At 61.4% G+C, this 21,188-nt stretch carries 36 protein-coding genes; 3 read left to right on the top strand and 33 right to left on the bottom strand.

Going from position 1 to position 21,188, the window contains the following annotated elements; all coding sequences use genetic code 11:
- Positions 1 to 115 precede the first annotated feature (115 nt).
- The 3 genes from ald (at position 116) to I2C21_RS11765 (ending at position 2,856) form a co-directional block, all read left to right on the top strand.
- Positions 116 to 1,228, top strand: a complete 1,113-nt coding sequence (gene ald / locus I2C21_RS11775; protein WP_101691688.1) for an alanine dehydrogenase — start codon at positions 116 to 118, stop codon at positions 1,226 to 1,228.
- A 178-nt stretch (positions 1,229 to 1,406) separates the two neighbouring features.
- Positions 1,407 to 2,402: a lipoate--protein ligase gene (gene lplA / locus I2C21_RS11770; RefSeq protein ID WP_346727976.1), complete on the top strand. Its 996-nt coding sequence runs from the start codon at positions 1,407 to 1,409 to the stop codon at positions 2,400 to 2,402.
- Between the two features lie 64 nt (positions 2,403 to 2,466).
- A complete protein-coding gene (locus I2C21_RS11765) occupies positions 2,467 to 2,856 on the top strand; it encodes a hypothetical protein (RefSeq protein WP_193538603.1) in 390 nt (129 codons plus the stop codon).
- 329 nt (positions 2,857 to 3,185) lie between these two features.
- Here I2C21_RS11765 and rplQ read toward each other — a convergent pair whose 3' ends face one another.
- The 33 genes from rplQ to aroE all read right to left on the bottom strand — a co-directional run bounded on the left by rplQ (position 3,186) and on the right by aroE (position 21,185).
- Positions 3,186 to 3,527 carry a 50S ribosomal protein L17 gene (rplQ, locus tag I2C21_RS11760; RefSeq protein WP_101691686.1) on the bottom strand — a complete coding sequence of 114 codons (342 nt, stop codon included), beginning with the start codon at positions 3,525 to 3,527 and terminating at the stop codon, positions 3,186 to 3,188.
- Positions 3,528 to 3,707: 180 nt separating this feature from the next.
- Positions 3,708 to 4,658, bottom strand: a complete 951-nt coding sequence (locus I2C21_RS11755; RefSeq protein ID WP_101691685.1) for a DNA-directed RNA polymerase subunit alpha — start codon at positions 4,656 to 4,658, stop codon at positions 3,708 to 3,710.
- 85 nt (positions 4,659 to 4,743) lie between these two features.
- Positions 4,744 to 5,346: a 30S ribosomal protein S4 gene (gene rpsD / locus I2C21_RS11750; protein WP_101691684.1), complete on the bottom strand. Its 603-nt coding sequence runs from the start codon at positions 5,344 to 5,346 to the stop codon at positions 4,744 to 4,746.
- An 18-nt stretch (positions 5,347 to 5,364) separates the two neighbouring features.
- Positions 5,365 to 5,769: a 30S ribosomal protein S11 gene (gene rpsK, locus I2C21_RS11745; RefSeq protein ID WP_101691683.1), complete on the bottom strand. Its 405-nt coding sequence runs from the start codon at positions 5,767 to 5,769 to the stop codon at positions 5,365 to 5,367.
- A gap of 13 nt (positions 5,770 to 5,782) precedes the next feature.
- Positions 5,783 to 6,151 (bottom strand): 30S ribosomal protein S13, encoded by a 369-nt coding sequence (gene rpsM / locus I2C21_RS11740; protein WP_101691682.1) that lies wholly within the window; start codon positions 6,149 to 6,151, stop codon positions 5,783 to 5,785.
- 20 nt (positions 6,152 to 6,171) lie between these two features.
- Complete coding sequence (rpmJ, locus tag I2C21_RS11735; RefSeq protein ID WP_008982609.1) at positions 6,172 to 6,285, bottom strand: 50S ribosomal protein L36; 114 nt, start codon at positions 6,283 to 6,285, stop codon at positions 6,172 to 6,174.
- A 289-nt stretch (positions 6,286 to 6,574) separates the two neighbouring features.
- Complete coding sequence (gene infA / locus I2C21_RS11730; protein ID WP_087259922.1) at positions 6,575 to 6,793, bottom strand: translation initiation factor IF-1; 219 nt, start codon at positions 6,791 to 6,793, stop codon at positions 6,575 to 6,577.
- Between the two features lie 4 nt (positions 6,794 to 6,797).
- Positions 6,798 to 7,079, bottom strand: a complete 282-nt coding sequence (locus tag I2C21_RS11725) for a KOW domain-containing RNA-binding protein (RefSeq protein ID WP_101691681.1) — start codon at positions 7,077 to 7,079, stop codon at positions 6,798 to 6,800.
- A gap of 5 nt (positions 7,080 to 7,084) precedes the next feature.
- Positions 7,085 to 7,837, bottom strand: coding sequence for a type I methionyl aminopeptidase (gene map / locus I2C21_RS11720; RefSeq protein WP_101692045.1), 753 nt, complete (start codon positions 7,835 to 7,837; stop codon positions 7,085 to 7,087).
- Between the two features lie 11 nt (positions 7,838 to 7,848).
- Positions 7,849 to 8,481, bottom strand: a complete 633-nt coding sequence (locus tag I2C21_RS11715; protein WP_101691680.1) for an adenylate kinase — start codon at positions 8,479 to 8,481, stop codon at positions 7,849 to 7,851.
- A gap of 16 nt (positions 8,482 to 8,497) precedes the next feature.
- The gene (gene secY, locus I2C21_RS11710; RefSeq protein WP_101691679.1) at positions 8,498 to 9,841 is read right to left on the bottom strand and encodes a preprotein translocase subunit SecY; all 1,344 of its coding nucleotides are present in this window, start codon (positions 9,839 to 9,841) and stop codon (positions 8,498 to 8,500) included.
- Positions 9,842 to 10,282: a 50S ribosomal protein L15 gene (gene rplO, locus I2C21_RS11705; protein ID WP_101691678.1), complete on the bottom strand. Its 441-nt coding sequence runs from the start codon at positions 10,280 to 10,282 to the stop codon at positions 9,842 to 9,844.
- A 13-nt stretch (positions 10,283 to 10,295) separates the two neighbouring features.
- Entirely contained in the window at positions 10,296 to 10,478 is a 183-nt protein-coding gene (gene rpmD / locus I2C21_RS11700) for a 50S ribosomal protein L30 (RefSeq protein ID WP_101691677.1), read from the bottom strand.
- 15 nt (positions 10,479 to 10,493) lie between these two features.
- Entirely contained in the window at positions 10,494 to 10,994 is a 501-nt protein-coding gene (rpsE, locus tag I2C21_RS11695; RefSeq protein ID WP_101691676.1) for a 30S ribosomal protein S5, read from the bottom strand.
- Between the two features lie 18 nt (positions 10,995 to 11,012).
- Positions 11,013 to 11,372 (bottom strand): 50S ribosomal protein L18, encoded by a 360-nt coding sequence (gene rplR, locus I2C21_RS11690; protein ID WP_186963505.1) that lies wholly within the window; start codon positions 11,370 to 11,372, stop codon positions 11,013 to 11,015.
- Between the two features lie 14 nt (positions 11,373 to 11,386).
- A complete protein-coding gene (gene rplF / locus I2C21_RS11685; RefSeq protein WP_101691674.1) occupies positions 11,387 to 11,932 on the bottom strand; it encodes a 50S ribosomal protein L6 in 546 nt (181 codons plus the stop codon).
- Positions 11,933 to 11,949: 17 nt separating this feature from the next.
- Positions 11,950 to 12,348: a 30S ribosomal protein S8 gene (rpsH, locus tag I2C21_RS11680; RefSeq protein ID WP_087259939.1), complete on the bottom strand. Its 399-nt coding sequence runs from the start codon at positions 12,346 to 12,348 to the stop codon at positions 11,950 to 11,952.
- Positions 12,349 to 12,779: 431 nt separating this feature from the next.
- Positions 12,780 to 12,965 carry a type Z 30S ribosomal protein S14 gene (locus I2C21_RS11675; protein WP_006573415.1) on the bottom strand — a complete coding sequence of 62 codons (186 nt, stop codon included), beginning with the start codon at positions 12,963 to 12,965 and terminating at the stop codon, positions 12,780 to 12,782.
- Between the two features lie 14 nt (positions 12,966 to 12,979).
- Positions 12,980 to 13,519 (bottom strand): 50S ribosomal protein L5, encoded by a 540-nt coding sequence (rplE, locus tag I2C21_RS11670; protein ID WP_180956766.1) that lies wholly within the window; start codon positions 13,517 to 13,519, stop codon positions 12,980 to 12,982.
- Between the two features lie 26 nt (positions 13,520 to 13,545).
- Positions 13,546 to 13,860, bottom strand: a complete 315-nt coding sequence (rplX, locus tag I2C21_RS11665) for a 50S ribosomal protein L24 (RefSeq protein ID WP_101691672.1) — start codon at positions 13,858 to 13,860, stop codon at positions 13,546 to 13,548.
- 16 nt (positions 13,861 to 13,876) lie between these two features.
- A complete protein-coding gene (gene rplN, locus I2C21_RS11660; RefSeq protein ID WP_101691671.1) occupies positions 13,877 to 14,245 on the bottom strand; it encodes a 50S ribosomal protein L14 in 369 nt (122 codons plus the stop codon).
- A 12-nt stretch (positions 14,246 to 14,257) separates the two neighbouring features.
- Positions 14,258 to 14,518, bottom strand: coding sequence for a 30S ribosomal protein S17 (gene rpsQ / locus I2C21_RS11655; protein ID WP_101691670.1), 261 nt, complete (start codon positions 14,516 to 14,518; stop codon positions 14,258 to 14,260).
- 23 nt (positions 14,519 to 14,541) lie between these two features.
- Positions 14,542 to 14,739, bottom strand: coding sequence for a 50S ribosomal protein L29 (gene rpmC, locus I2C21_RS11650; RefSeq protein WP_180956764.1), 198 nt, complete (start codon positions 14,737 to 14,739; stop codon positions 14,542 to 14,544).
- 2 nt (positions 14,740 to 14,741) lie between these two features.
- On the bottom strand, positions 14,742 to 15,176 hold the full coding sequence (gene rplP / locus I2C21_RS11645) for a 50S ribosomal protein L16 (RefSeq protein WP_101691668.1): 435 nt from the start codon (positions 15,174 to 15,176) through the stop codon (positions 14,742 to 14,744).
- Positions 15,176 to 16,015 carry a 30S ribosomal protein S3 gene (gene rpsC / locus I2C21_RS11640; RefSeq protein ID WP_101691667.1) on the bottom strand — a complete coding sequence of 280 codons (840 nt, stop codon included), beginning with the start codon at positions 16,013 to 16,015 and terminating at the stop codon, positions 15,176 to 15,178. The genes rplP and rpsC overlap by 1 nt, the downstream gene beginning before the upstream one ends.
- Positions 16,016 to 16,030: 15 nt before the next feature.
- Positions 16,031 to 16,363 (bottom strand): 50S ribosomal protein L22, encoded by a 333-nt coding sequence (rplV, locus tag I2C21_RS11635; protein ID WP_195279359.1) that lies wholly within the window; start codon positions 16,361 to 16,363, stop codon positions 16,031 to 16,033.
- Between the two features lie 12 nt (positions 16,364 to 16,375).
- Complete coding sequence (gene rpsS, locus I2C21_RS11630; protein WP_101691665.1) at positions 16,376 to 16,648, bottom strand: 30S ribosomal protein S19; 273 nt, start codon at positions 16,646 to 16,648, stop codon at positions 16,376 to 16,378.
- 14 nt (positions 16,649 to 16,662) lie between these two features.
- Positions 16,663 to 17,496, bottom strand: coding sequence for a 50S ribosomal protein L2 (rplB, locus tag I2C21_RS11625; protein WP_101691664.1), 834 nt, complete (start codon positions 17,494 to 17,496; stop codon positions 16,663 to 16,665).
- A gap of 14 nt (positions 17,497 to 17,510) precedes the next feature.
- Positions 17,511 to 17,810: a 50S ribosomal protein L23 gene (gene rplW, locus I2C21_RS11620; protein ID WP_101691663.1), complete on the bottom strand. Its 300-nt coding sequence runs from the start codon at positions 17,808 to 17,810 to the stop codon at positions 17,511 to 17,513.
- Complete coding sequence (rplD, locus tag I2C21_RS11615; RefSeq protein WP_101691662.1) at positions 17,810 to 18,433, bottom strand: 50S ribosomal protein L4; 624 nt, start codon at positions 18,431 to 18,433, stop codon at positions 17,810 to 17,812. Before rplD ends, rplW begins: the two co-directional genes overlap by 1 nt.
- Before the next feature lie 17 nt (positions 18,434 to 18,450).
- Complete coding sequence (rplC, locus tag I2C21_RS11610) at positions 18,451 to 19,176, bottom strand: 50S ribosomal protein L3 (protein WP_101691661.1); 726 nt, start codon at positions 19,174 to 19,176, stop codon at positions 18,451 to 18,453.
- 145 nt (positions 19,177 to 19,321) lie between these two features.
- Positions 19,322 to 19,636, bottom strand: coding sequence for a 30S ribosomal protein S10 (rpsJ, locus tag I2C21_RS11605; RefSeq protein WP_006573401.1), 315 nt, complete (start codon positions 19,634 to 19,636; stop codon positions 19,322 to 19,324).
- Positions 19,637 to 20,315: 679 nt separating this feature from the next.
- A complete protein-coding gene (gene aroE, locus I2C21_RS11600) occupies positions 20,316 to 21,185 on the bottom strand; it encodes a shikimate dehydrogenase (protein WP_195279358.1) in 870 nt (289 codons plus the stop codon).
- Between the last annotated feature and the right edge of the window lie 3 nt (positions 21,186 to 21,188).

Below are 21,188 nucleotides of genomic sequence, written 5' to 3'. Positions count from 1 at the left end.
GGGGTTCCCCTTTGGGGCAGTTTGTAGTATGATGGCATTGTAACCAAAGTCATTTTCGAATATTGTTTATTTTTCAGACAGATACTACAAACCACAGGACAAGGAGGCTTATGCTATGGTCATCGGCGTGGTGAAAGAGATCAAGAACCGGGAATTTCGAGTGGGCCTGACCCCGGGCGCGGTCAGCTCCTTTACCCGGGCGGGGCACCGGGTGCTGGTGGAGCGGGGGGCCGGACTGGGGGCCGGCTTTTCCGACGAGGAATATGTGCAGGCCGGGGCCGAGCTGACCGACGGCGCCGCCCCGGTGTGGGCGCAGGCCGGGATGATGGTCAAGGTCAAGGAGCCCATCCCCAGCGAGTACGGCTATTTCCGTCCGGGCCAGATCCTCTTCACCTACCTCCACCTGGCGGCCGACCAGCCCCTCACCCAGGCCCTGCTGGACGCCCAGGTGAAGGCGGTGGCCTATGAGACCATCGTGGGCCGGGACGGCTCCCTCCCCTGTCTGGCGCCCATGAGCGAGATCGCCGGGCGGATGTCCATTCAGGAGGGGGCCAAGTACCTGGAGAAGACCTACGGCGGCCGGGGCGTCCTCCTCTCGGGCGTGCCCGGGGTGGAGCGGGGCAACGTGGTCATTCTGGGCGGCGGTACCGTGGGTGCCAACGCCTGCAAGATGGCGGTGGGCCTGGGGGCCAATGTGACGGTGCTGGACGTGAATCTGGCCCGCCTGGCCTACCTGGACGACATCTTCCCCCGGCAGATCACCACCCTCTTCAGTACGCCCGATAACATCCGCCGCTCCATCGCCCAGGCCGACCTGGTGGTGTGCGCGGTGCTCCTCCCCGGCCGGGCGGCCCCCAAGCTCATCCGCCGGGAGGATCTGGCGGTGATGAAGCCGGGGGCGGTGCTGGTGGACGTGGCGGTGGACCAGGGCGGCTGTGCCGAGACCACCCACCCCACCACCCACGACGATCCCATCTTTACGGTGGACGGCGTGGTCCACTACTGTGTGGCCAACATCCCCGGTGCGGTGGCCCGCACCTCCACTCTGGCCCTGGTCAACGCCACCCTCCCCTACGGTCTGGCTCTGGCGGAACGGGGCGTGGAGGAGGCCTGTCGGGCCGACGCCGGCCTTCTGGCGGGCGTGAACTGCTACGCCGGACGGTGTACCTGCCGGGGCGTGGCGGAGGCTCTGAACCTGCCCTACACCCCGCCGGAGACCCTGTTCTAAATTTTGGTCCCCCGCCTCTTTACCGAGGCGGGGGACTCTTTTGTTTTTCCTGCTCTTGCCAAGGACAGGCCTTCATGCTAAAATGAACTCGTTCGTTTATCCCTTTCACCGCTTCCCCTCTCCGGGGCCGGTGCCGCTCCTATCCATCCCACGACCGAACCGAAAGGGGAAATCCGCCATGATGTACTACATTGAAAGTCCCAGCAACGACCCCCACTTCAACCTGGCTCTGGAACAGTATGTCTTTGACCAGCTGGACCAGACCCACGACTATTTCATGCTTTGGCAAAACGACAACGCCATCATTGTAGGCAAGCACCAGAACACCCTGGCGGAGATCAACGCCGCCTATGTGAAGGAGCACAATATCCACGTGGTCCGGCGGCTCTCGGGGGGCGGCGCGGTCTACCACGATATGGGCAACATCAATTTCACCTTTATTGCCGACACGGGGGACGCCTCCAAGTTCGACTTCTCCACCTTCTGCCGCCCGGTGGTGAAGGCCCTGCACAGCATCGGCGTCCCGGCGGAGATCAACGGCCGCAACGACATGACTCTGGACGGGAAGAAGTTCTCGGGCAACTCCCAGTACATGAAGCACGGCCGGGTCATGCACCACGGCACCCTCATGTTCCACTCCGATCTGGAGGTGGTGAGCCAGGCTCTGGCGGTCTCCAAGGACAAGATCGAGTCCAAGGGCCTCAAGTCGGTGCGCAGCCGGGTGACCAACATCAAGCCCTATGTGCAGGAGGACATCACCACCGCCGACTTCTTCCGCATCCTGCGGGAGTTCATGTTTGAGGAGTATCAGCTCCAGCCCTATGTCCTCACGGAGGAGGACCTGGCCGCGGTGCGGGAGCTCCAGCACCAGGTCTACGACCAGTGGGAGTGGAACTTCGGCCGCTCTCCCGCCTGCCAGATCCAGAAGGAGCGGCGGGTAGAGGGCTGCGGCAAGCTGGAGATCCACATGGACGTGGCCCGGGGTGGGGACATCACCGCCCTCTCCTTCTACGGAGACTACTTCGGCAACGGGGACGGCCAGGAGCTGGCCGGACGGCTCATCGGGGTCCCCCTGGAGGAGTCGGCCCTCCGCGCCGCCCTGGAGGGTGTGGACATCGGCCACTACTTCAACGCCATGGATCTGGATACCTTCCTGTCCATCCTGCTCCAGTAAGCCCCACGGTCGGAGGATTATGCGCATCTCACACCGGAAGCCCACGTGAAAAGGAGGCAGCGCCATGAAACACATTCGATCCATCCTGTGTCTCTTCCTGGTTCTCTTCGCTTTGGCTGCATGCAGCCCCGCAAGGAAGGACCCTCTGCACCTGGGGATCAACGCGGTCATCACCCGGATCGACGCCGCAAATGAGACCATTACCGTCCGGGACAGTGACGAAGGCGGACCTTTGGGAGAGGCCTGCTCCATCGACTGCTCGGAAATCTTCCTCATCTATTGCAACTATGAGACCGGCGATGTGAAGGACATCTCCTTTGCGGATTTACAAGTTGGGGACGAGGTCCTTCTGAGTGTCCGAGAGTCGGTCCTGGATGCCTTCCAGGCCGGGGAAGGCGGGGAGAGCACCCTCCAGATCGAGCAGCTGCAATTGGGTACACAGAGACTTGAATGATGCGCAAGTTCCGGCAACAGAACGCAAACCTCCCCTGCCTATCGGGCAGGGGAGGTTAATCTGTGGGTAATGTGCATTTCTGCGCTTTGTCCGCAGCGCCTCGCAGAGTTCCGCCGTCCGCAGACGGCGGAAGAAGGTCCAAATCCGTTTTTTTGAGGACATGTGCCTCGAAAAAACACTTCTCAGCCCACAAGCGCGCGCGCTTTGCGCGTGCGACGCAGGGGGCTGCATCCCCTCTCAAAAATGCCTGCATTTTTGAGAAGCGTGTCGAAGTCTCTCGACACGCGAAAAATCCCCTGCCCGATGGGCAGGGGATTTTTTCAGCTCTCTTACACCAGCTGGACGATCGCCATCTCGGCGGCGTCGCCGCGGCGGGGGCCGATCTTCACGATACGGGTGTAACCGCCGTTACGCTCGGCGTACTTGGGGCCGATCTCGTCGAACAGCTTCTTGGCCACATCCTCCTTGGTGATGAAGGCGAGGGCCTGACGGTAGCTGGCCAGGTTGTTCTTCTTGGCCAGGGTCACCATCTTCTCAGCCAGAGGGGCCACTTCCTTGGCGCGGCTCAGGGTGGTCTTGATCTGACCGTTCTCCAGCAGGTAGGTGGTCATAGCGCGCAGCATAGCCATACGCTGATCGGTGGGACGGCCCAGTTTACGATGTCCGGACATATCAGTCAACTCCTATCGGTATTTCGCGCGGCGAAATCCAGTGTAAATTCGTCCTGAGGGACCCTTGGGTCCCGCCGGGAAGCGCCCCGCCGGAGCGGGGCATCACCATTGGCGTATCCGGGAGGGGACGTTACATGCCCCCGGACTGCTTCCCTGATCCGCCTGTTTGTCAGGCTGGAATCAGTTGTTCTCCTCGCTGGCCAGGGACAGACCCATCATGGCCAGCTTGTTGATGACCTCTTCCAGGGACTTGCGGCCCAGGTTGCGCACCTTCATCATCTCGTCCTCGGTCTTGGAGATCAAGTCCTCGACGGTGTTGATGTTGGCACGCTTGAGGCAGTTGAAGGAACGGACGGAGAGGTCCAGCTCCTCGATGGTCAGCTCCAGCACCTTGTCGCGCTGCGCCTCGCTCTTCTCCACCACGGTGGACTTGGAGCCCATGGTCTCAGAGAGATCGGTGAAGAGGACGAAGTGATCGCACAGGATGCGGGCGCCCAGGCTGACAGCGTCCCGGGCGGTGATGGTACCGTTGGTCCACACCTCCAGGGTCAGCTTGTCAAAGTCGGTCTGATCGCCCACACGGGTGGGCTCCACGGTGTAATTGACCTTACGCACCGGGGTATAGATGGAATCCACCGGGATCAGACCGATAACGGTCTGAGCAGGCTTATTCCGGTCGGCGGGCACATAGCCGCGGCCGTGGGAGAGCGTCAGCTCCATGTTCAGGCTGGCGTCGGGACCCAGGGTCGCAATGTGGAGGTCGGGATTGAGGACCTCCACCTCGCCGTCGGCCTTGATATCCCCGGCGGTGACTTCGCACTCACCGCTGGCCTCGATGTAGACCGTCTTGACGCCTTCGCAGTGGAGCTTGGCGATGATGTTCTTCACGTTGAGAACGATCTCGGTCACATCTTCCTTGATGCCGGGGATGGTGGTGAATTCGTGCTGCACACCGGCGATCTTGATGGAGGTGACCGCCGTGCCAGGCAGAGAAGAGAGCAGGATGCGGCGCAGGGAGTTACCCAGCGTGGTGCCGTAACCGCGCTCCAGGGGCTCGACCACGTACTTGCCGTAGGAGCCGTCTCCCGGATTCTCTACACATTCAATGCGCGGCTTCTCGATTTCTACCATGTGTTACCCTCCTTTTCGCAGCGGCGGGCCGGGCAGCCCGCCGCCTGGTTTTACAGCTCACCAATAATCGAGGGTACGCGCTCTCTTACTTGGAGTACAGCTCGACGATCAGGTGCTCCTCGATGGGCAGATCCACGTCCTCGCGGACAGGCATCTTGGTGACGGTGCCCTTCAGGGAGTTCTTCTCGCGCTCCAGCCACTGGGGCAGCAGCACGGCGGGGGCGTCCTCGCCGGTCAGGCGCTTGAACTTCACGGAGGAACGGCTGGCCTCGCGGACCTCGATCACATCGCCGGCCTTCACCAGGAAGGAGGGGATGTCCACGCGCTGACCGTTGACGGTGAAGTGGCCGTGGCTCACCAGCTGACGGGCCTCACGGCGGGTCATGGCGAAGCCCAGACGGTAGACCACGTTGTCCAGGCGGCGCTCCACCAGGACGAGCAGGTTCTCACCGGTCTTGCCGGGCATACGAGCGGCCTTCTCATAGTAGGAGCGGAACTGCTTCTCCATGATGCCGTAAACGAACTTGACCTTCTGCTTCTCAGACAGCTGCAGAGCGTACTCGCTCTTCTTCTTTCTCATCTGGCCGCCGGGATTGCGGTTGCTCTCCTTCTTGGCGTAGCCCATAGCGGCAGGAGAAATGCCCAGCGCACGGCAGCGCTTGGCGATAGGCTGCATATTCTTTGCCATTTGTACTTCCTCCTTCTCTTACACGCGACGACGCTTGGGCGGACGGCAGCCGTTGTGGGGGATGGGAGTCACGTCCTTGATCAGGGTGACTTCCAGGCCCACGGCCTGCAGGGCACGGATGGCAGCCTCACGGCCGGCGCCGGGGCCCTTCACGTAGACCTCGACGGTCTTCAGGCCGTGCTCCATGGCAGCCTTAGCGGCGGTCTCGGCAGCGGTCTGGGCGGCGAAGGGGGTGGACTTACGGGAACCGCGGAAGCCCAGGCCGCCGGAGGAGGCCCAGGACAGGGCGTTGCCGCCCATGTCGGTCACGGTAACCATGGTGTTGTTGAAAGAGGAGCGGATGTGCACCTGGCCCTTCTCAACGTTCTTCTTTTCGCGGCGCTTGCGCACCACTTTCTTGCCGTTCTTAGCAGCAGTAGCCATTGCTTATCCCTCCTTACTTCTTCTTGTTCGCGACGGTACGCTTGGGACCCTTGCGGGTACGGGCGTTGGTCTTGGAGCGCTGACCGCGGACGGGCAGGCCCTTGCGGTGACGCAGGCCACGGTAGCAGCCGATCTCGGTCAGGCGCTTGATGTCCATCGCCACATCGCGGCGGAGGTCGCCTTCCACAGTGTAGTTGTGCGCAATGCACTCGCGCAGCTTGGCCTCTTCCTCGTCGGTCAGGTCCTTCACGCGGGTGTCGGGGTTGATCCCGGTCTCAGCCAGGATCTTATTGGCGCTGGTGCGCCCGATGCCAAAGATATAAGTGAGGCCGATCTCGATCCGCTTATCCTTCGGCAGGTCAATGCCAGCAATACGTGCCATACTGTTTCAGCACCTCCTAATTAACCTTGTCTCTGCTTATGCTTGGGGTTTTCGCAAATAACCATGACTTTGCCCTTGCGCTTGATGACTTTGCACTTCTCGCACATGGGCTTCACGGACGGTCTAACTTTCATTTTAGTTACCTCCATCTGGTAGCCTGATGGCCCCGGCGGGGTGGGGGCAAGGCCCCTCGACTGCCGGTCGTTGTTCGGTACATGCGCGGACATGGGATCATGTCGCCGCGCGTTGTCACGCTATGGCGCCTGTTCGGGGCGCTTCGCGCTTCTTGTCACGCTATGGCGGCTGCGCGACGCCACACTACTTACCGCTCCGCGAAAAACACCTTGCGCCGTTGGCGCAACTGCTTTTTCGCCTGCGCGGTGCGCTGTGCGGCTGCTACGCACGCCTTCGCGCTTCGTTGTTTTACTTGCTTCGCCAGGTGATTCTTCCCCGGGTCACGTCGTAGGGAGACATCTGGACCGTCACCTTGTCGCCGGGCAGGATGCGGATGAAGTTCATCCGCAGCTTACCGGAGATGTGGGCCAGAATGATGTGGCCGTTTCCGATGTCCACGCGGAACGTGGTGTTGGGAAGGGACTCAACCACGACGCCCTCCACTTCGATCATATCGTCTTTTGCCAAAGCGTCATACCCTCCTTGATACAGCTCGGAAAGCGGCCAGCGCCCTCCGGAGTGCTCTGTCGGAAACCGTCTCGCCCAGGTGCACGCGCTGGATGGTGGGATTGAGGAAGGCTCCCCGGTTCTCCACCGAAACATGGCCCAGCTTCTTGCGCTTGGGTTTTGCGATTTTCCGTCTTTTACCGTCGGCCAGAAGGAGGAAGGAATCCTCCATTCCGACCACACAAAAGAGCTCGCCCTTGTCGTGACCAGCGGTGGACCGCACGATCCAGCCGGTATAATCGTACATAAGGCTCACTCTCCAGGACAGGTGAGCACTTCCGGCTCCCCGTCAGTGATGAGAATGGTGTTCTCATAATGGGCGGCCAGGGAGCCGTCAACGGTGACGGTGGTCCACTTGTCCTTCAGGACCTTGACGCGCCAGTCTCCGGCGCAGACCATAGGTTCGACCGCAAGGGTCATGCCCGGCTGGAGCCGGGGGCCATGGCCGGCGGGACCGAAGTTGGGGACCTCCGGGGCCTCGTGGAGCTTCATGCCCACGCCGTGGCCCACAAAGTCCCGCACCACCGAGCAGCCGTTCGCTTCCACGAACTGCTGTACGGCGTGGGAAATGTCATAGACGCGGTTGCCGGCCTTGGCCATCTTGAAGCCCTCCCAGAAGCTCTGTTCGGTCACTTCAATGAGGCGCTTTGCCTCTTCGGAGATCTCTCCGCAGGCAAAGGTAGCCGCACAGTCGCCGTGGAAGCCGTCGATGCAGGCCCCCACGTCCACGCTGACGATGTCGCCCTCCTGGAGCTTCCGGTGATCCGGAATACCGTGGATGACGACGTCGTTCACCGAGATACAGGCCGAACCGGGAAACCCGCCGTAGCCCAGAAAAGAGGGCTTGGCGCCCTGGCTCTCGATGAACTTGCGCACCGCGGTGTCGATCTCCAGCGTGGTGACGCCGGGCCGCACCAGGGTGCCGGCCAATGCGCGGGCCTGGGCGGTAATCCGCCCGGCCCTGCGCATCCGCTCGATCTCACGGGGGGACTTGAGGGAAATCATTTCCATCCGAGTCACTTCCCCAACAGTTTCATAATGGCCTCGTTGGTGGCCTCGATGCCGCCCAGATCGGGAACGTTCTGGAGCAGGCCCTTGGCCTGATAGTAATCCTTCAGAGGCTCGGTCTCCTGATGATAGACCTCCAGACGGTGCTTGACCGTCTCAGGCTGATCGTCCTTCCGCTGCTCCAGCGCGCCGCCGCACTTGTCGCACACGCCCTCGGTCTTGGGGGGCGCGGCCACAATGTGGTAGGTGGCGCCGCAGCCGTGGCAGGTCCGGCGGCCGGTCATACGGGCCTCGATGACGCTGTCGGCGATCTCCAGAGAGAGCACCACGTCAAAGTGGATACCGGCCTTGTCCAGGGCCTCGGCCTGGGCGATGGTGCGGGGCACGCCGTCCAGGATGTAGCCATTGGCGCAGTCGGCCTCGGCCAGCCGCTCCTGGATGATGCCAATGATGACCTCATCGGGAACCAGCTTGCCGGCCTCCATATACTCCTTGGCCTTCAGACCCACGGGCGTGCCGTTCTTCACGGCAGCGCGCAGGATGTTGCCGGTGGAGATGGTGGGAATGCCCAGCTTCTGGCTGATGATCTCAGCCTGGGTGCCTTTACCGGCGCCCGGGGCGCCCAACAGAATCAGCTTCATATCCGATACACCTCGATTATTCCAGGAAGCCCTTGTAATGCCGCATGAGCATCTGGGCCTCCATGGCCTTGGTGGTCTCCAGCGCGACGCCCACGACGATGATGACGGAGGTGCCGCCGATGGCCAGAGAGCTGTTGTTCACCAGCGCACCAGTCACGATGGGGGCGATGGCGATCACAGACAGGTAGATGGCGCCGAAGAAGGTGATCTTCCCCAGTACCTTCTGAATGAAATCAGCGGTGGGCTTGCCGGGCCGGAAGCCGGGCACGAAGCCGCCGTTCTTCTTCAGGTTGTTGGCCACTTCCACGGGGTTGAACTGCATGGTGGAGTAGAAGTAGCTGAAGCCGAGGATCAGCAGGAAATACACCACGATGTAGAACACGCTCGTGGTATCAAAGATCTGCAGGAAGGTATACCAGCCGGTGCCGGGGGTGCGGGAAGAGGGGACGAAAGCCCCGATGGTGGCAGGCAGGCTGGCGATGGCCTGGGCGAAGATGATGGGCATAACGCCGGTCATGTTCACCTTCAGGGGCAGATGGCTGGACTGGCCGCCGTACATCTTCCGGCCCACCACGCGCTTGGCGTACTGCACCGGGATGCGGCGCTCGGCATTCTGGATGAACACGATGAAGACCACCATGGCCAGCATACCGATCAGGATCGCCACGATGCCCACGGGATGGAGCCGGAAAGCTCCCTCGGTGGTGACACCGTTGGCCCAGTTCTGCACACCCACGATCATATAACGGACCATGGAGGGGCCGCGGGACAGGATGCCCGCAAACAGGATGATCGAGATACCGTTGCCGATGCCAAACTCGGTGATCTGCTCACCCAGCCACATGATGAAGGCGGAACCGGCGGTGAAGGACACGATGATCACGATGGCGGCCCACCAGCCGGGAACACCGGTGGTGTCCAGCACGCTCACGCCGCTGGAAGCGCCGGCCGTCTTGATCAGGGTGTAGTAGCCGAAGCCCTGCAGCACCGCGATGGCCACGGTGACATACCGGGTGATGGCGGCGATCTTCTTGCGGCCCTCCTCGCCGCCCTCCTTCTGGAGACGCTCCAGAGCGGGGATGGCGACGGTCAGCAGCTGCACGATAATGGAGCTGTTGATATAGGGCTGCACACCCAGGGCGAACACAGTCGCCTGGGAGAAGGCGGTGCCATTCATCGCGCCCAGCAGACCGAAGATGGTGCCGCTCATGGCGTTCATCTGATTGGCGAATACCTCTCCGTTCACGAAGGGAACGGGGACGGCAGAGCCCAGGCGGAAGACCAGCAGCGCGAAGATCACAAAGAGGAGCTTCTTACGCAGATCCGGGATCTTCCAGGCATTGCGTACGGTTTCGATCACTTAGATCACCTCGTACTTTCCGCCCGCCGCGACGATCTTCTCCTTCGCGGAAGCGGAGAACGCGGAGGCACGGACGGTGAGCTTCTTGGTCAGGGTCCCGTTGCCCAGGATCTTGACGCCGTGCTCACACTTGGAGAGGATACCCTTCTCCAGCAGGTCGCAGACATTGACGGTAGCGCCGTCCTCAAACTTGTTGAGAGCGGAGACGTTGATGGCCTCCAGGCGCTCGGCAAAGATGTTGTTGAAGCCGCGCTTGGGCAGACGGCGGGTCAGAGGCATCTGGCCGCCTTCGAAGCCGACGCGGACGCCGCCGCCAGAGCGAGCCCACTGGCCCTTCTGACCACGGCCGGCGGTGGTGCCGTTACCGGAACCCTTGCCGCGGCCCTTGCGGAAAGCCTTCTTCACAGAGCCGGGCGCGGGAGAAAGTTCATGCAGTTTCATATCGCGCACCTCCTTACTTTTCCTCGGTGACCTGGAGCAGGTAACCGATCTGAGCGATCTTGCCGCGGGTAGCGACATTGTCGGGCTGTACGGTGGTGTCGCCGATCTTACGCAGACCCAGAGCCTCGGCAGTCGCCTTATGCTTGGCGATGCGGCCGTTCAGGCTCTTGACCAGCTTGATGTTCATGTTAGCCATTGTGATCGGCCCTCCTTAACCTACGATCTCGCTGACGCTCTTGCCGCGGACGCGGGCCACTTCCTCGGGGCTGCGAAGAGCCTTCAGGCCCTCGAAGGTAGCGGAAACCACGTTCTGCGGGTTGTTGGAGCGCAGGCACTTGGCGCGGATGTCGTGGATGCCGGCGGCCTCCATGACAGCGCGGACGGGACCGCCGGCGATGATACCGGTACCGGGGGCAGCGGGCTTCAGGAGCACGCGGCCGGCGCCGAACTCGCCGATGACCTCGTGGGGAATGGTGGTGCCGGACAGGCTCACCGTGCACATGTTCTTCTTGGCATCCTCAATGCCCTTGCGGATCGCCTCGGGCACCTCAGCGGCCTTGCCCAGGCCGAAGCCCACGCGGCCCTTCTCGTCGCCCACGACCATGAGAGCGGCGAACTTGAAGATGCGACCGCCCTTGACGGTCTTGGAAACGCGGTTCAGAGAAACGAGCTTCTCGGTGAACTCGCTGGGTTCTCTTTCAAATCTAGCCATGTTCGTTATCTCCTCCCCTTAAAATTCGAGGCCGCCCTCGCGGGCACCCTCGGCCAGAGCAGCCACCCGGCCGTGATACACGTAGCCGCCGCGGTCGAAGACCACAGTGCTGATGCCGGCGGCCTTGGCGCGCTCAGCAACAGTCAGGCCGACCTTCTTGGCAGCCTCACAGTTGGAGCCCTTGCCCTCAAAGCCCTTCTCCAGGGAAGAAGCGGAGACCAGGGTCTTGCCGTTGACATCGTCGATGATCTGGGCATAGATGTTGGTCTCGCTGCGGAACACGTTCAGACGGGGACGCTCGGGCGTGCCGGAAATCTTAGAGCGGACACGCTTATGGCGCTTAAGCCGCTGCGCCTTGGTATTGGGACGATTGATCATAGTGGCACACCTCCTTATTTCTTCTTGACGCCGGTCTTGCCTTCCTTGCGGCGGATGACCTCGTCAGTGTATTTGATACCCTTGCCCTTGTAAGGCTCGGGGGGTCTTTTCTCTCTGACTTCAGCGGCGAACTGACCGACCTGCTCCTTGCTGGCGCCGGAGACGACGATCTTGTTGGCGCTGGGGGTCTCGATGGTGATTCCCTCGGGAGCCTCCATAAAGACCTGATGGGAGAAGCCCAGGTTCATGACCAGCTTCTTGCCCTCCATGGCAACACGGTAGCCCACGCCGTTGACGTCCAGCTCCTTCTTGAAGCCCTCGGTCACGCCGACGACCATGTTGTGGATCAGGGTGCGGGTCAGGCCATGCAGGCTGCGGTTCTCCTTGGCATCGTTGGGACGGGTCACGAGGATCTCGTTACCCTCCTGGGCGATGTTCATATTGGGGTGGAACGCACGGGTCAGGGTGCCCTTGGGGCCCTTAACGGTCACGACGTTCCCATCGATCTTCACGTCCACACCGGCGGGGATGGAGATCGGCTTTCTTCCGATACGAGACATATTCTACTCTCCCTCCCTTACCACACGAACGCAAGGACCTCGCCGCCGACGTGGGCCGCACGCGCAGCCTTATCGGTCATGACGCCCTTGGAAGTGGACACGATAGCGATACCCAGACCACGGATGACGCGGGGCAGCTCATCAGCGCCAGCGTACACGCGCAGGCCGGGCTTGGACACGCGGCGCAGACCGGAGATGACCTTCTCCTTACCAGCGCCGTACTTCAGGGTGATGCGGATAACGCCCTGAGTGCCGTCGTCGATCAGCTGGAAGTTCTTGATGTAGCCTTCATCCAGCAGGATCTGAGCGATGGACTTCTTCATGTTGGACGCGGGTACGTCCACGGTGTCATGCTTTGCGTTGTTCGCGTTGCGGATGCGGGTCAGCATATCCGCAATGGGGTCGGTAATATGCATGAGTTTACCCTCCTTTTTAGAGTTACAGATCCGTGAGAAGATCTGTTAAGGCGGCAAGGTATCGGAGTTCGCAAGGCTCCGACCTTTTAACCGTCTGCTAGGGGATATTATATAGTGAAAAGCCCGCTGTGAAAAGGAAAAATTGTCCCAAATCCGCACTTTTGGAGAAATGCCCTAGGCACTGTCCCAGAACGGGGGTCTCTTATTCAAATTTCACAGCGTCGCTTGCACTATCCAGCCAGTTTATCACTTAAACGGAGAATTTTACGTCGAAAACCGCTCCGTAAGGAAGGGGCGGCGGCCCCAAAAGACCGGCGGGGAGCAGCGCTCGACCCGCGGGGGTGGACTCCGGGCGAACCTCCCGTCACGCAACGCAAGCGCCAGACGTGTTCTCACACGTCGGGCGCGGCGTTAGCGTTACGATCGGTTGTTTACCAGGAGGCCTTCTTCACGCCGGGGATCTGACCCTTGTAGGCCAGCTCGCGGAAGCAGATACGGCAGATGCCGTAGTCACGCAGGTAGGCGTGGGGGCGGCCGCAGATCTTGCAGCGGTTGTAGCGGCGGGTGGAGAACTTGGGCTCCGCCTGCTGCTTCAGGATCATAGACTTCTTAGCCATTAACGTTCTCCTCCTTAGCGGGCGAAGGGCGCGCCGATCAGGGTCAGCAGCTCCTTGGCCTCTTCATCAGTCTGAGCGGTGGTGCAGAACACGATGTCCATGCCGCGGATCTTGTCGATCTTGTCGTACTCGATCTCGGGGAAGATCAGCTGCTCCTTGATGCCCAGGGCAAAGTTGCCGCGGCCGTCGAAAGCGTTGCCGTTGATGCCGCGGAAGTCACGCACGCGGGGCAGGGCCACGTTGAACAGGCGGTCCACGAACTCCCACATACGGTCGCCGCGCAGGGTGACCTTGGCGCCGATGGGCATACCCTCGCGCAGCTTGAAGTTAGCGACGGACTTCTTGGCCTTGGTCACGATGGCCTTCTGGCCGGTGATCTTGGTCAGATCGCCCACCACGGCCTCGAGGACCTTGGCGTTGTCGCGGGCCTCACCGCAGCCGCAGTTGACCACGATCTTGTCCAGCTTGGGGATCTGCATGACGGACTTGTAGCCGAACTTCTGCATGAGAGCAGGAGCGACTTCTTCCTGGTACTTCTTCTTCAGGTTGGGCATGTTAGCCATAGTTGACTCCTCCTCTCTTAGATCTCGGCGCCGCACTTCTTGCAGATGCGGACCTTCTTGTCACCCTCGACCTTGTGGCCGATGCGGGTGGGCTTGTTGCACTTGGGGCAGACCTTCTGCACCTTGCAGGCGTAGATGGGGGCCTCGCGCTTGACGATGCCGCCCTGCTCGCCCTGCTTGCGGGGCTTGGTGTGACGGGTGGCGACGTTGACGCCCTCCACGATGACCTTGCTCTCCTTGGGCAGGACGGAGAGGATCTTGCCCTGCTTGCCCTTGTCCTTGCCGGACAGGACGACGACCAGGTCGTCTTTCTTGATGCTCATCTTGTTCATGTTATCTCCTACCCCCTTACAGCACTTCGGGAGCCAGGGACAGGATCTTCATGTAATCCTTGTCGCGCAGCTCGCGGGCCACGGGCCCAAAGATACGGGTACCCTTGGGGTTCTTGTCCTCCTTGATGAGGACGGCGGCGTTGTCGTCAAAACGGACATAGCTGCCGTCGCTGCGGCGGACACCCTTGACGGAACGGACGATGACGGCCTTGACGACCTCGCCCTTCTTCACGGTGCCGCCGGGCTGGGCCTTGCGCACGGAAGCAACAACGACGTCGCCGATGTTGCCGTACTTGCGCTTGGAACCGCCCAGCACACGGATGGTCTTGATCTCCTTGGCGCCGGTGTTGTCGGCGACCTTCAGATAGCTTTCCTGCTGAATCATTCCGGCACCTCCTTACTTCGCCTTCTCGATGATCTCAACGACGCGCCAACGCTTGTCCTTGGACAGGGGGCGGGTCTCCATAACGCGGACGCGGTCGCCCACGCCGCAGGAATTCTGCTCGTCATGGGCCTTGAGCTTGTAGGTCCGCTTTACGATCTTCTTGTAGAGAGGATGGGCCACACGGTCGGCGATGGCCACCACAACGGTCTTGTCCATCTTGTCAGAGACCACCAGGCCGACTCTGGTCTTACGGGAAGAAGTTCTGTTTTCCATGATCTATTTCCTCCTTCTTACTGTTATCGGCCAGCGAGCTGCAGCTCGCGCAGGATGGTCTTGACTCGGGCAATATCCTTCTTGACCTCGGCGATCTTGGCGGGATTCTCGAGCTGATTGGTGGCATGCTGAAGACGGAGCTGGAACAGGTCCTTCTTCAGGTCGCCCAGCTTGGAGTTGAGCTCCTCGGCGTTCATCTTGCGGACTTCATTTGCCTTCATCATTATTCACCACCATTCTCGGTCTCGGCGGTCTCCTTCTTCACAATCTTGCACTTGACGGGCAGCTTGTGAGAAGCAAGACGCAGGGCCTCGCGGGCGACTTCCTCGGAAACGCCGGCGATCTCGAACATCACGCGGCCGGGCTTGACCACGGCCACCCAGTACTCGGGAGAGCCCTTACCGGAACCCATGCGGGTCTCGGCAGGCTTCTCGGTAATGGGCTTGTCGGGGAAGATCTTGATCCAGACCTTACCGCCACGCTTGGTGTGACGGGTCATGGCCACACGGGCGGCCTCGATCTGGTTGCTGGTGATCCAGCAGGGCTCGGTGGCCTGGAGGCCCCAATCACCGTAAGTGACGGTGTTGCCCTTGAGGGCCTTGCCCTTCATGCGTCCGCGATGCACGCGGCGGTATTTCACTCTCTTAGGCAGCAGCATTAGTTGGAGCCTCCTTCCTTAGCAGTGTTGGCGGGACGAGCGCCGCCCTGACGGAAACCGCCCTGGGGACGGCCGCCGTTGTTGCGGTTGAAACCGCCCTGGCGGTTGAAGCCGCCCTTGCGGTCGCCGTCGCGACGATCGCGGCGGGGACGGTCAGAGCGCTCCTTGAAGTTCTTGGTGTCCAGGGTGCGGGGGGTGGTCCGCAGGCTCTGGGTGAGCACCTCGCCCTTGTAGATCCACACCTTCACGCCGATGCGGCCGTAGGTGGTGGCAGCCTCAGCGAAGCCGTAGTCGATGTCGGCGCGCAGGGTCTGCAGGGGGATGGTGCCATCGTGATAGTGCTCGGTGCGGGCGATCTCAGCGCCGCCCAGACGGCCGGAGCAGCAGGTCTTGATGCCGCGGGCGCCCATGCGCATGGCACGGCCCATGGCGTTCTTCATCGCACGGCGGAAGCCGATGCGCTTCTCCAGCTGCTGAGCGATGTTCTCGGCCACCAGCTGAGCGTTCATGTCGGGGTTCTTGACCTCGACGATGTTCAGGGCAACGGACTTGCCGATCATCTTCTCAAGGGTCAGGCGCAGGCGCTCGATGTCGGCGCCGCCCTTACCGATGACCACGCCGGGGCGGGCGCAGTGCAGGTAGATGCGGACCTTGGCGTTGTCGCGCTCGATCTCGATCTTGGGGATACCAGCGCCGTACAGGGTCTTCTTCAGGTAATCGCGGATCTTCTTGTCCTCGACCAGCAGGTCGCCGACCTTCTCGTTGCGGGCGTACCAGCGGGAGTCCCAATCCTTAATGACACCCACGCGCAGGCCGTGGGGATTGACTTTCTGTCCCATTTTGTTCCTCCTCCCTTAGCGCTCGCTCACCGCGATGGTGATGTGAGAAGTGCGCTTGTTGATCCGGTACGCACGGCCCTGAGCACGGGGCATGATCCGCTTGATGATGGGACCGGGGGCGGCGTAGGTGGTGGACACGTAGAGCTTCTCAGGGTCCATCTGGTGATTGTTCTCAGCGTTGGCCGCGGCGCTCTTGAGCATCTTGAGCATCAGCTCGGAGGCGGCCTTGGGGGTGGCCATCAGGATGGCGGTGGCCTCAGCCACACTCTTGCCGCGGATCAGATCGCAGACGATCTGGACCTTGCGGGGAGAGATGCGGGCATACTTCAAAACAGCTTTCGCTTCCATGTTCTCTCCTCCTTACTTACCGGTCTTGCTGCCAGCGTGGCCCTTGAAGGTACGGGTGGGGGCGAACTCGCCCAGCTTGTGACCCACCATGTCCTCGGTCACGTAGACGGGCACATGCTTGCGGCCGTCATGGACGGCGAAGGTGTGACCCACGAAGGCGGGGAAGATGGTGGAGGCGCGGCTCCAGGTCTTGAGGACCTTCTTCTCGCCGGTCTGGTTCATTTCATCGACCCGCTTCAGCAGCTCGGGGGCGCAAAAGGGGCCTTTCTTGATACTTCTGCTCATCTTTTACTGCCTCCTTACTTCGCGTTGCGGTGCTTGACGATGAACTTCTCCGTGCGGTTCTTCAGCTTGCGGGTCTTGTAACCCAGAGCAGGCTTGCCCCAAGGAGTGACAGGGCCGGGACGGCCGACGGGGCTCTTGCCCTCACCGCCGCCGTGGGGGTGGTCATTGGGGTTCATGACGGAACCGCGAACGGTGGGACGCCAGCCCATGTGACGCTTGCGGCCGGCCTTACCGATCTGGATGTTCTCATGCTCGATGTTGCCGATCTGGCCGATGGTGGCCAGGCACTCGGGACGGATATAGCGCACCTCGCCGGAGGGCAGACGGACCTGAGCCATGCCGTTCTCCTTGGCCATCAGCTGAGCGAACTCACCAGCGGCGCGGACCAGCTGGCCGCCCTTGCCGGGATACAGCTCGATGTTGTGGATCAGGGTGCCCAGGGGGATGTTGGCGATGGGCAGGCAGTTGCCGGGCAGGATGTCGGCGTCGGGACCGGTCATGATGATGTGGCCAGCCTTCATGCCGACGGTAGCCAGGATATAGCGCTTCTCGCCATCCTCATACTGGATGAGGGCGATGTTGGCGGAGCGGTTGGGATCGTACTCCAGGCGCAGCACGGTAGCGGAGCCCTGCTTGTCGCGCTTGAAGTCGATGATGCGGTACTTCTTCTTGTTGCCGCCGCCGCGATGACGGACGGTGATGCGGCCGTAGCTGTTGCGGCCGGCGTTCTTCTTCAGAACCTCGGTCAGGCTGCGCTCGGGCTTAGCCTTCTTGTCGATCCCCTCGAAGGCGGACACAGTCATGTGACGGCGGGAGGGGGTAGTGGGCTTGAACGTCTTAATAGCCATGTTTCATTACCTCCTTACACCATGCCCTCGAAGAACTCGATGGTCTTGGAGTCCTCGGTGAGGGTGACAATGGCCTTCTTATAGGAAGGACGGCGGCCAGCGGGGAAGCGGCCGGTGCGCTTGGCCTTACCATCCATGTTGATGGTGTTGACCTTGGCGACCTTCACGCCGAAGATCTCCTCCACAGCCTTGGCGATCTCGATCTTGTTGGCGTCCTTGGCCACCTCAAAGGTGTACTTCTTCATCTCGAACAGAGAAGCGGACTTCTCAGTGATGATGGGACGCTTGATGATATCATAAGCGACGGTAGCCATTACGCGAACACCTCCTCGATGACGGCCAGGGCGGCCTTGTCGACAATGAACTTGTCGGCGTTCACGATGTCGTAAACGCTCAGGATCTTAGCGGTGGTGGTGGTCACGCCAGGGATGTTCCGGGCGGACTTGACCACGTTCTCGTTGACCTCGTTGGTCACAACCACGGACTTCTTGCCCGCCTCAACGGCGTTCAGGAAGTTGACCATGGCCTTGGTCTTGATCTCGCCCAGCTCCAGGCCGTCGACCACGATGACGTTGCCCTCAGCGGCCTTGGCGGAGAGGACGGACTTCAGAGCCAGACGCTTAACCTTCTTGTTCAGCGCATAGCTGTAATCGCGGGGCTTGGGAGCGAAGACGATACCGCCGTGGGTCCACTGGGGAGCACGGGTAGAGCCCTGACGGGCGCGGCCGGTGCCCTTCTGACGCCAGGGCTTGATGCCGCCGCCGGAGACCTCGGCGCGGGTCAGAGCGGACTGGGTGCCCTGACGGCAGTTGGCCAGGTGGTTCTTGACGACCTCGTGGACAACGACCTCGTTGGGCTCGATTCCGAAGATGGCGTCGGAGAGCTCCACTTCGCCGACCTTCGTGCCGGTCATGTTAACAACAGTTGCCTTAGGCATTTGGTTTCTCTCCTTTCTTAGCGGTTACGCGCAGACGCCTTCTGGGGATTGACGCGGGCGGAAGCCTTCTGCGGGTTGTTGCTGATGCCAGCAGCAGCGCCCTTCTCCTTGACGTTGATGACGCTGTTACGCAGGTACACAACGCCGCCCTTGGGGCCGGGGATGGCGCCGCGGACCGCGATGATGCCCAGCTCGGAGTCGACCTTGATGACATCCAGGTTCATCACGGTGACCTGCTCGCAGCCCATGTGGCCGGCGCCGATCTTGCCCTTGAAGATACGGGAAGGATCGGTGGCGGGGCCCATGGAGCCGGCGTGACGGTGCACAGGGCCGGTACCGTGGGTTTCCTTCAGACGATGGGCGCCGTGGCGCTTGATCACGCCGGCGTAGCCCTTACCTTTGCTGATGCCGGTGACATCCACGCGGTCGCCCTCGGCGAACACGTCGACCTTCACCTCATCGCCCACGTTCATCTCAGCGGCCTTGTCGAGCTTGAACTCCTTCAGGACCTTCTTGGGGGCGACGCCAGCCTTCTTGATGTGACCCAGCTCGGGCTTGGTGAGCTTGCGCTCCGCCACGTCCTCGTAGCCGAGCTGAACAGCAGTGTAGCCGTCCTTCTCCTCGGTCTTCTTCTGCACGACGGTGCAGGGGCCCGCCTCGATGACGGTGACCGGGATGACCTTGCCTTCGGCGTCGAAGATCTGCGTCATGCCGACCTTCTTACCGATGATGGCCTTTTCCATGTTTTTTCCTCCTTATAAGGTTATTGGTTGGGCGAGTTGAGCATTGGACTCTCATTGCTCGGCCAACTTGACCCGTCCATCTCAAAAACGCGATGGACAGCGGGTTCAACACATTTGGTTGCCGGTTTGAGGTTTGCTGCTTTGCTTACAGCTTGATCTCGATCTCGACGCCGGCGGGGAGCTCCAGGGACATCAGAGCCTCAACGGTCTTGGGAGAGGGCTTCAGGATGTCGATGAGGCGCTTGTGGGTGCGGCGCTCGAACTGCTCACGGCTGTCCTTGTACTTGTGGACGGCGCGCAGGATGGTCACGACCTCTTTCTTGGTGGGCAGGGGGATGGGGCCGGACACGGAAGCGCCGGTGCGCTTGGCGGTCTCCACGATCTTCTCAGCGCTCTGGTCGATGAGCTGATGGTCGTAGGCCTTCAGGCGGATGCGGATCATTTCTTTCTGAGCTGCCATGGTGTTTTTCCTCCTTAAACATACGAAGTGACGTTCTGTATTCCGTGCACGCTTCGTACGGTGAGAATCTTCTGTACACGTTTCCGTGCGTATCATTCTGTGACACGAAGAAAACCGGCGCAACAGCAGCCGGTTTCGTCCCTGCACAGCGATATACGCCGTGTACGGAACCTTCTCAGCCGCCCGATTCGCTCGGACATACTCCGCGGAAGTTACCGGCTCACGCCGCAATCTCCCGCATCATCGCAGTGCGCCTTTTCACAGGCGCCCCATTATTGTACTGGATACTGTGCCGGAAGTCAAGAGGTTTTTTGATTTTTTTCGTCCGCTTTTCGCCGATTCCGGGGCGCATCCCGCCCCTTTCCTTTGTGCAGCTTCGCAAAAGGGACGGAATGGCCCTCAGCGTGTCGAAAAGCTTCGACACGCTTCTCAAAAATGCAGGCATTTTTGAGAGGGGATACAGGCCGCCGCATGCACTCGCTGACGCTCGCACACTTGCGGCCTGAGAAGAGTGTTTTCCGACGTACATGCCGCCGGAAAACACGATTTTAACTCTCTTCCGCCGTCTGCGGACGGCGGAACTCTGCGAGGCTCTTGCAGCGTATATCGCAGATCTACACTTTTTTGACAGTCTGGAGGGACGGAATGGCCCTTCCATTCCGTCCCTGTTCCATCGGAATCACCTGCTCTGTGCCTTCAGCGCCTCCTCCACCAGGGGGAGCATGGCCGCCCCGTCGATGGAGGTACGGGTGAAGTGCTCCAGGGCGAAGACCGCCTGCCAGATGAGCATGCCCAGGCCATTGAGGGCTGTAAAGCCCCGCATCCGCGCCTGCCGGAGCAGCTCGGTCTCGGCGGGGGCATAGATGAGGTCGCACACCGCCGCTCCGGCTGGCAGGGCGTCCAGGAAGGAGAAGTTGGCAAACTGTCCCGCCGTCCCCTCCATGCCCAGATTGGTGCAGTTGACCACCAGGGAGCACTGGGCGGCCAGCTTGGCCAGGGTCTCCGGGCGGAAATCCGCGGGGATCATCCGCTCCCCCCAGGGGGCGCACAGGGCCTGGGCCTTCTCCGCCGTGCGGTTGGCCACATAGACGGCCCGGGCCGCTCCCTCCTGGCAGAGCTTGGGGGCCACCGCCTTGGCGGCGCCTCCCGCCCCCAGCACCAGCACCCGCTGTCCGGCCGTGTTCACCCCCGCGTGGCGGAGGGAGGCCAGAAAGCCCTTGCCGTCGGTGTTGAAGCCATAGTACTTCCCGTCCCGGATGCACACGGTGTTTACGGCGCCGTACATCCGGGCGTCCTCGTCCAGCTCGTCCATGAGGGGAAGGAGCTCCTCCTTGTGGGGCATGGTGGCGTTGAAGCCCGCGTAGCCCGCGAAGGCGGCACATTTGAGCCACTCCCCTGCCCTGCCCCGGGGCACCGGCTGGCAGAGATAGATATAGTCCAGTCCCAGGGCGCGCAGCATGGTGTTCTGGATCAGAGGGGACTTGGAATGGAGCACCGGGTCCCCGATGACACAGAGTTTTTGAGTCGTATTGTGCAGCGTGACTTCCATGGC

This window comes from Clostridium sp. J1101437_171009_A5 (assembly GCF_015547905.1).
GTDB lineage: Bacteria > Bacillota > Clostridia > Oscillospirales > Oscillospiraceae > Pseudoflavonifractor_A > Pseudoflavonifractor_A gallinarum.
This window is presented reverse-complemented; position numbering and strand designations above follow the sequence as displayed.

Excerpts from the sequence above, each read along its gene's own strand:
- ald (WP_101691688.1), top strand. The coding sequence starts at position 116 with ATGGTCATCGGCGTGGTGAAAGAGATCAAGAACCGGGAATTTCGAGTG.
- lplA (WP_346727976.1), top strand. The coding sequence starts at position 1,407 with ATGATGTACTACATTGAAAGTCCCAGCAACGACCCCCACTTCAACCTG.
- I2C21_RS11765 (WP_193538603.1), top strand. The coding sequence starts at position 2,467 with ATGAAACACATTCGATCCATCCTGTGTCTCTTCCTGGTTCTCTTCGCT.
- rplQ (WP_101691686.1), bottom strand. The coding sequence starts at position 3,527 with ATGTCCGGACATCGTAAACTGGGCCGTCCCACCGATCAGCGTATGGCT.
- I2C21_RS11755 (WP_101691685.1), bottom strand. The coding sequence starts at position 4,658 with ATGGTAGAAATCGAGAAGCCGCGCATTGAATGTGTAGAGAATCCGGGA.
- rpsD (WP_101691684.1), bottom strand. The coding sequence starts at position 5,346 with ATGGCAAAGAATATGCAGCCTATCGCCAAGCGCTGCCGTGCGCTGGGC.
- rpsK (WP_101691683.1), bottom strand. The coding sequence starts at position 5,769 with ATGGCTACTGCTGCTAAGAACGGCAAGAAAGTGGTGCGCAAGCGCCGC.
- rpsM (WP_101691682.1), bottom strand. The coding sequence starts at position 6,151 with ATGGCACGTATTGCTGGCATTGACCTGCCGAAGGATAAGCGGATCGAG.
- rpmJ (WP_008982609.1), bottom strand. The coding sequence starts at position 6,285 with ATGAAAGTTAGACCGTCCGTGAAGCCCATGTGCGAGAAGTGCAAAGTC.
- I2C21_RS11725 (WP_101691681.1), bottom strand. The coding sequence starts at position 7,079 with ATGTACGATTATACCGGCTGGATCGTGCGGTCCACCGCTGGTCACGAC.
- map (WP_101692045.1), bottom strand. The coding sequence starts at position 7,837 with ATGATTTCCCTCAAGTCCCCCCGTGAGATCGAGCGGATGCGCAGGGCC.
- I2C21_RS11715 (WP_101691680.1), bottom strand. The coding sequence starts at position 8,481 with ATGAAGCTGATTCTGTTGGGCGCCCCGGGCGCCGGTAAAGGCACCCAG.
- rplO (WP_101691678.1), bottom strand. The coding sequence starts at position 10,282 with ATGAAACTGCATGAACTTTCTCCCGCGCCCGGCTCTGTGAAGAAGGCT.
- rpmD (WP_101691677.1), bottom strand. The coding sequence starts at position 10,478 with ATGGCTAACATGAACATCAAGCTGGTCAAGAGCCTGAACGGCCGCATC.
- rpsE (WP_101691676.1), bottom strand. The coding sequence starts at position 10,994 with ATGGCTAGATTTGAAAGAGAACCCAGCGAGTTCACCGAGAAGCTCGTT.
- rplR (WP_186963505.1), bottom strand. The coding sequence starts at position 11,372 with ATGATCAATCGTCCCAATACCAAGGCGCAGCGGCTTAAGCGCCATAAG.
- rplF (WP_101691674.1), bottom strand. The coding sequence starts at position 11,932 with ATGTCTCGTATCGGAAGAAAGCCGATCTCCATCCCCGCCGGTGTGGAC.
- rpsH (WP_087259939.1), bottom strand. The coding sequence starts at position 12,348 with ATGCATATTACCGACCCCATTGCGGATATGCTGACCCGCATCCGCAAC.
- I2C21_RS11675 (WP_006573415.1), bottom strand. The coding sequence starts at position 12,965 with ATGGCTAAGAAGTCTATGATCCTGAAGCAGCAGGCGGAGCCCAAGTTC.
- rplE (WP_180956766.1), bottom strand. The coding sequence starts at position 13,519 with ATGCCCAACCTGAAGAAGAAGTACCAGGAAGAAGTCGCTCCTGCTCTC.
- rplX (WP_101691672.1), bottom strand. The coding sequence starts at position 13,860 with ATGAACAAGATGAGCATCAAGAAAGACGACCTGGTCGTCGTCCTGTCC.
- rplN (WP_101691671.1), bottom strand. The coding sequence starts at position 14,245 with ATGATTCAGCAGGAAAGCTATCTGAAGGTCGCCGACAACACCGGCGCC.
- rpsQ (WP_101691670.1), bottom strand. The coding sequence starts at position 14,518 with ATGGAAAACAGAACTTCTTCCCGTAAGACCAGAGTCGGCCTGGTGGTC.
- rpmC (WP_180956764.1), bottom strand. The coding sequence starts at position 14,739 with ATGAAGGCAAATGAAGTCCGCAAGATGAACGCCGAGGAGCTCAACTCC.
- rplP (WP_101691668.1), bottom strand. The coding sequence starts at position 15,176 with ATGCTGCTGCCTAAGAGAGTGAAATACCGCCGCGTGCATCGCGGACGC.
- rpsC (WP_101691667.1), bottom strand. The coding sequence starts at position 16,015 with ATGGGACAGAAAGTCAATCCCCACGGCCTGCGCGTGGGTGTCATTAAG.
- rplV (WP_195279359.1), bottom strand. The coding sequence starts at position 16,363 with ATGGAAGCGAAAGCTGTTTTGAAGTATGCCCGCATCTCTCCCCGCAAG.
- rpsS (WP_101691665.1), bottom strand. The coding sequence starts at position 16,648 with ATGAGCAGAAGTATCAAGAAAGGCCCCTTTTGCGCCCCCGAGCTGCTG.
- rplB (WP_101691664.1), bottom strand. The coding sequence starts at position 17,496 with ATGGCTATTAAGACGTTCAAGCCCACTACCCCCTCCCGCCGTCACATG.
- rplW (WP_101691663.1), bottom strand. The coding sequence starts at position 17,810 with ATGGCTACCGTCGCTTATGATATCATCAAGCGTCCCATCATCACTGAG.
- rplD (WP_101691662.1), bottom strand. The coding sequence starts at position 18,433 with ATGCCTAAGGCAACTGTTGTTAACATGACCGGCACGAAGGTCGGCGAA.
- rplC (WP_101691661.1), bottom strand. The coding sequence starts at position 19,176 with ATGGAAAAGGCCATCATCGGTAAGAAGGTCGGCATGACGCAGATCTTC.
- rpsJ (WP_006573401.1), bottom strand. The coding sequence starts at position 19,636 with ATGGCAGCTCAGAAAGAAATGATCCGCATCCGCCTGAAGGCCTACGAC.
- aroE (WP_195279358.1), bottom strand. The coding sequence starts at position 21,185 with ATGGAAGTCACGCTGCACAATACGACTCAAAAACTCTGTGTCATCGGG.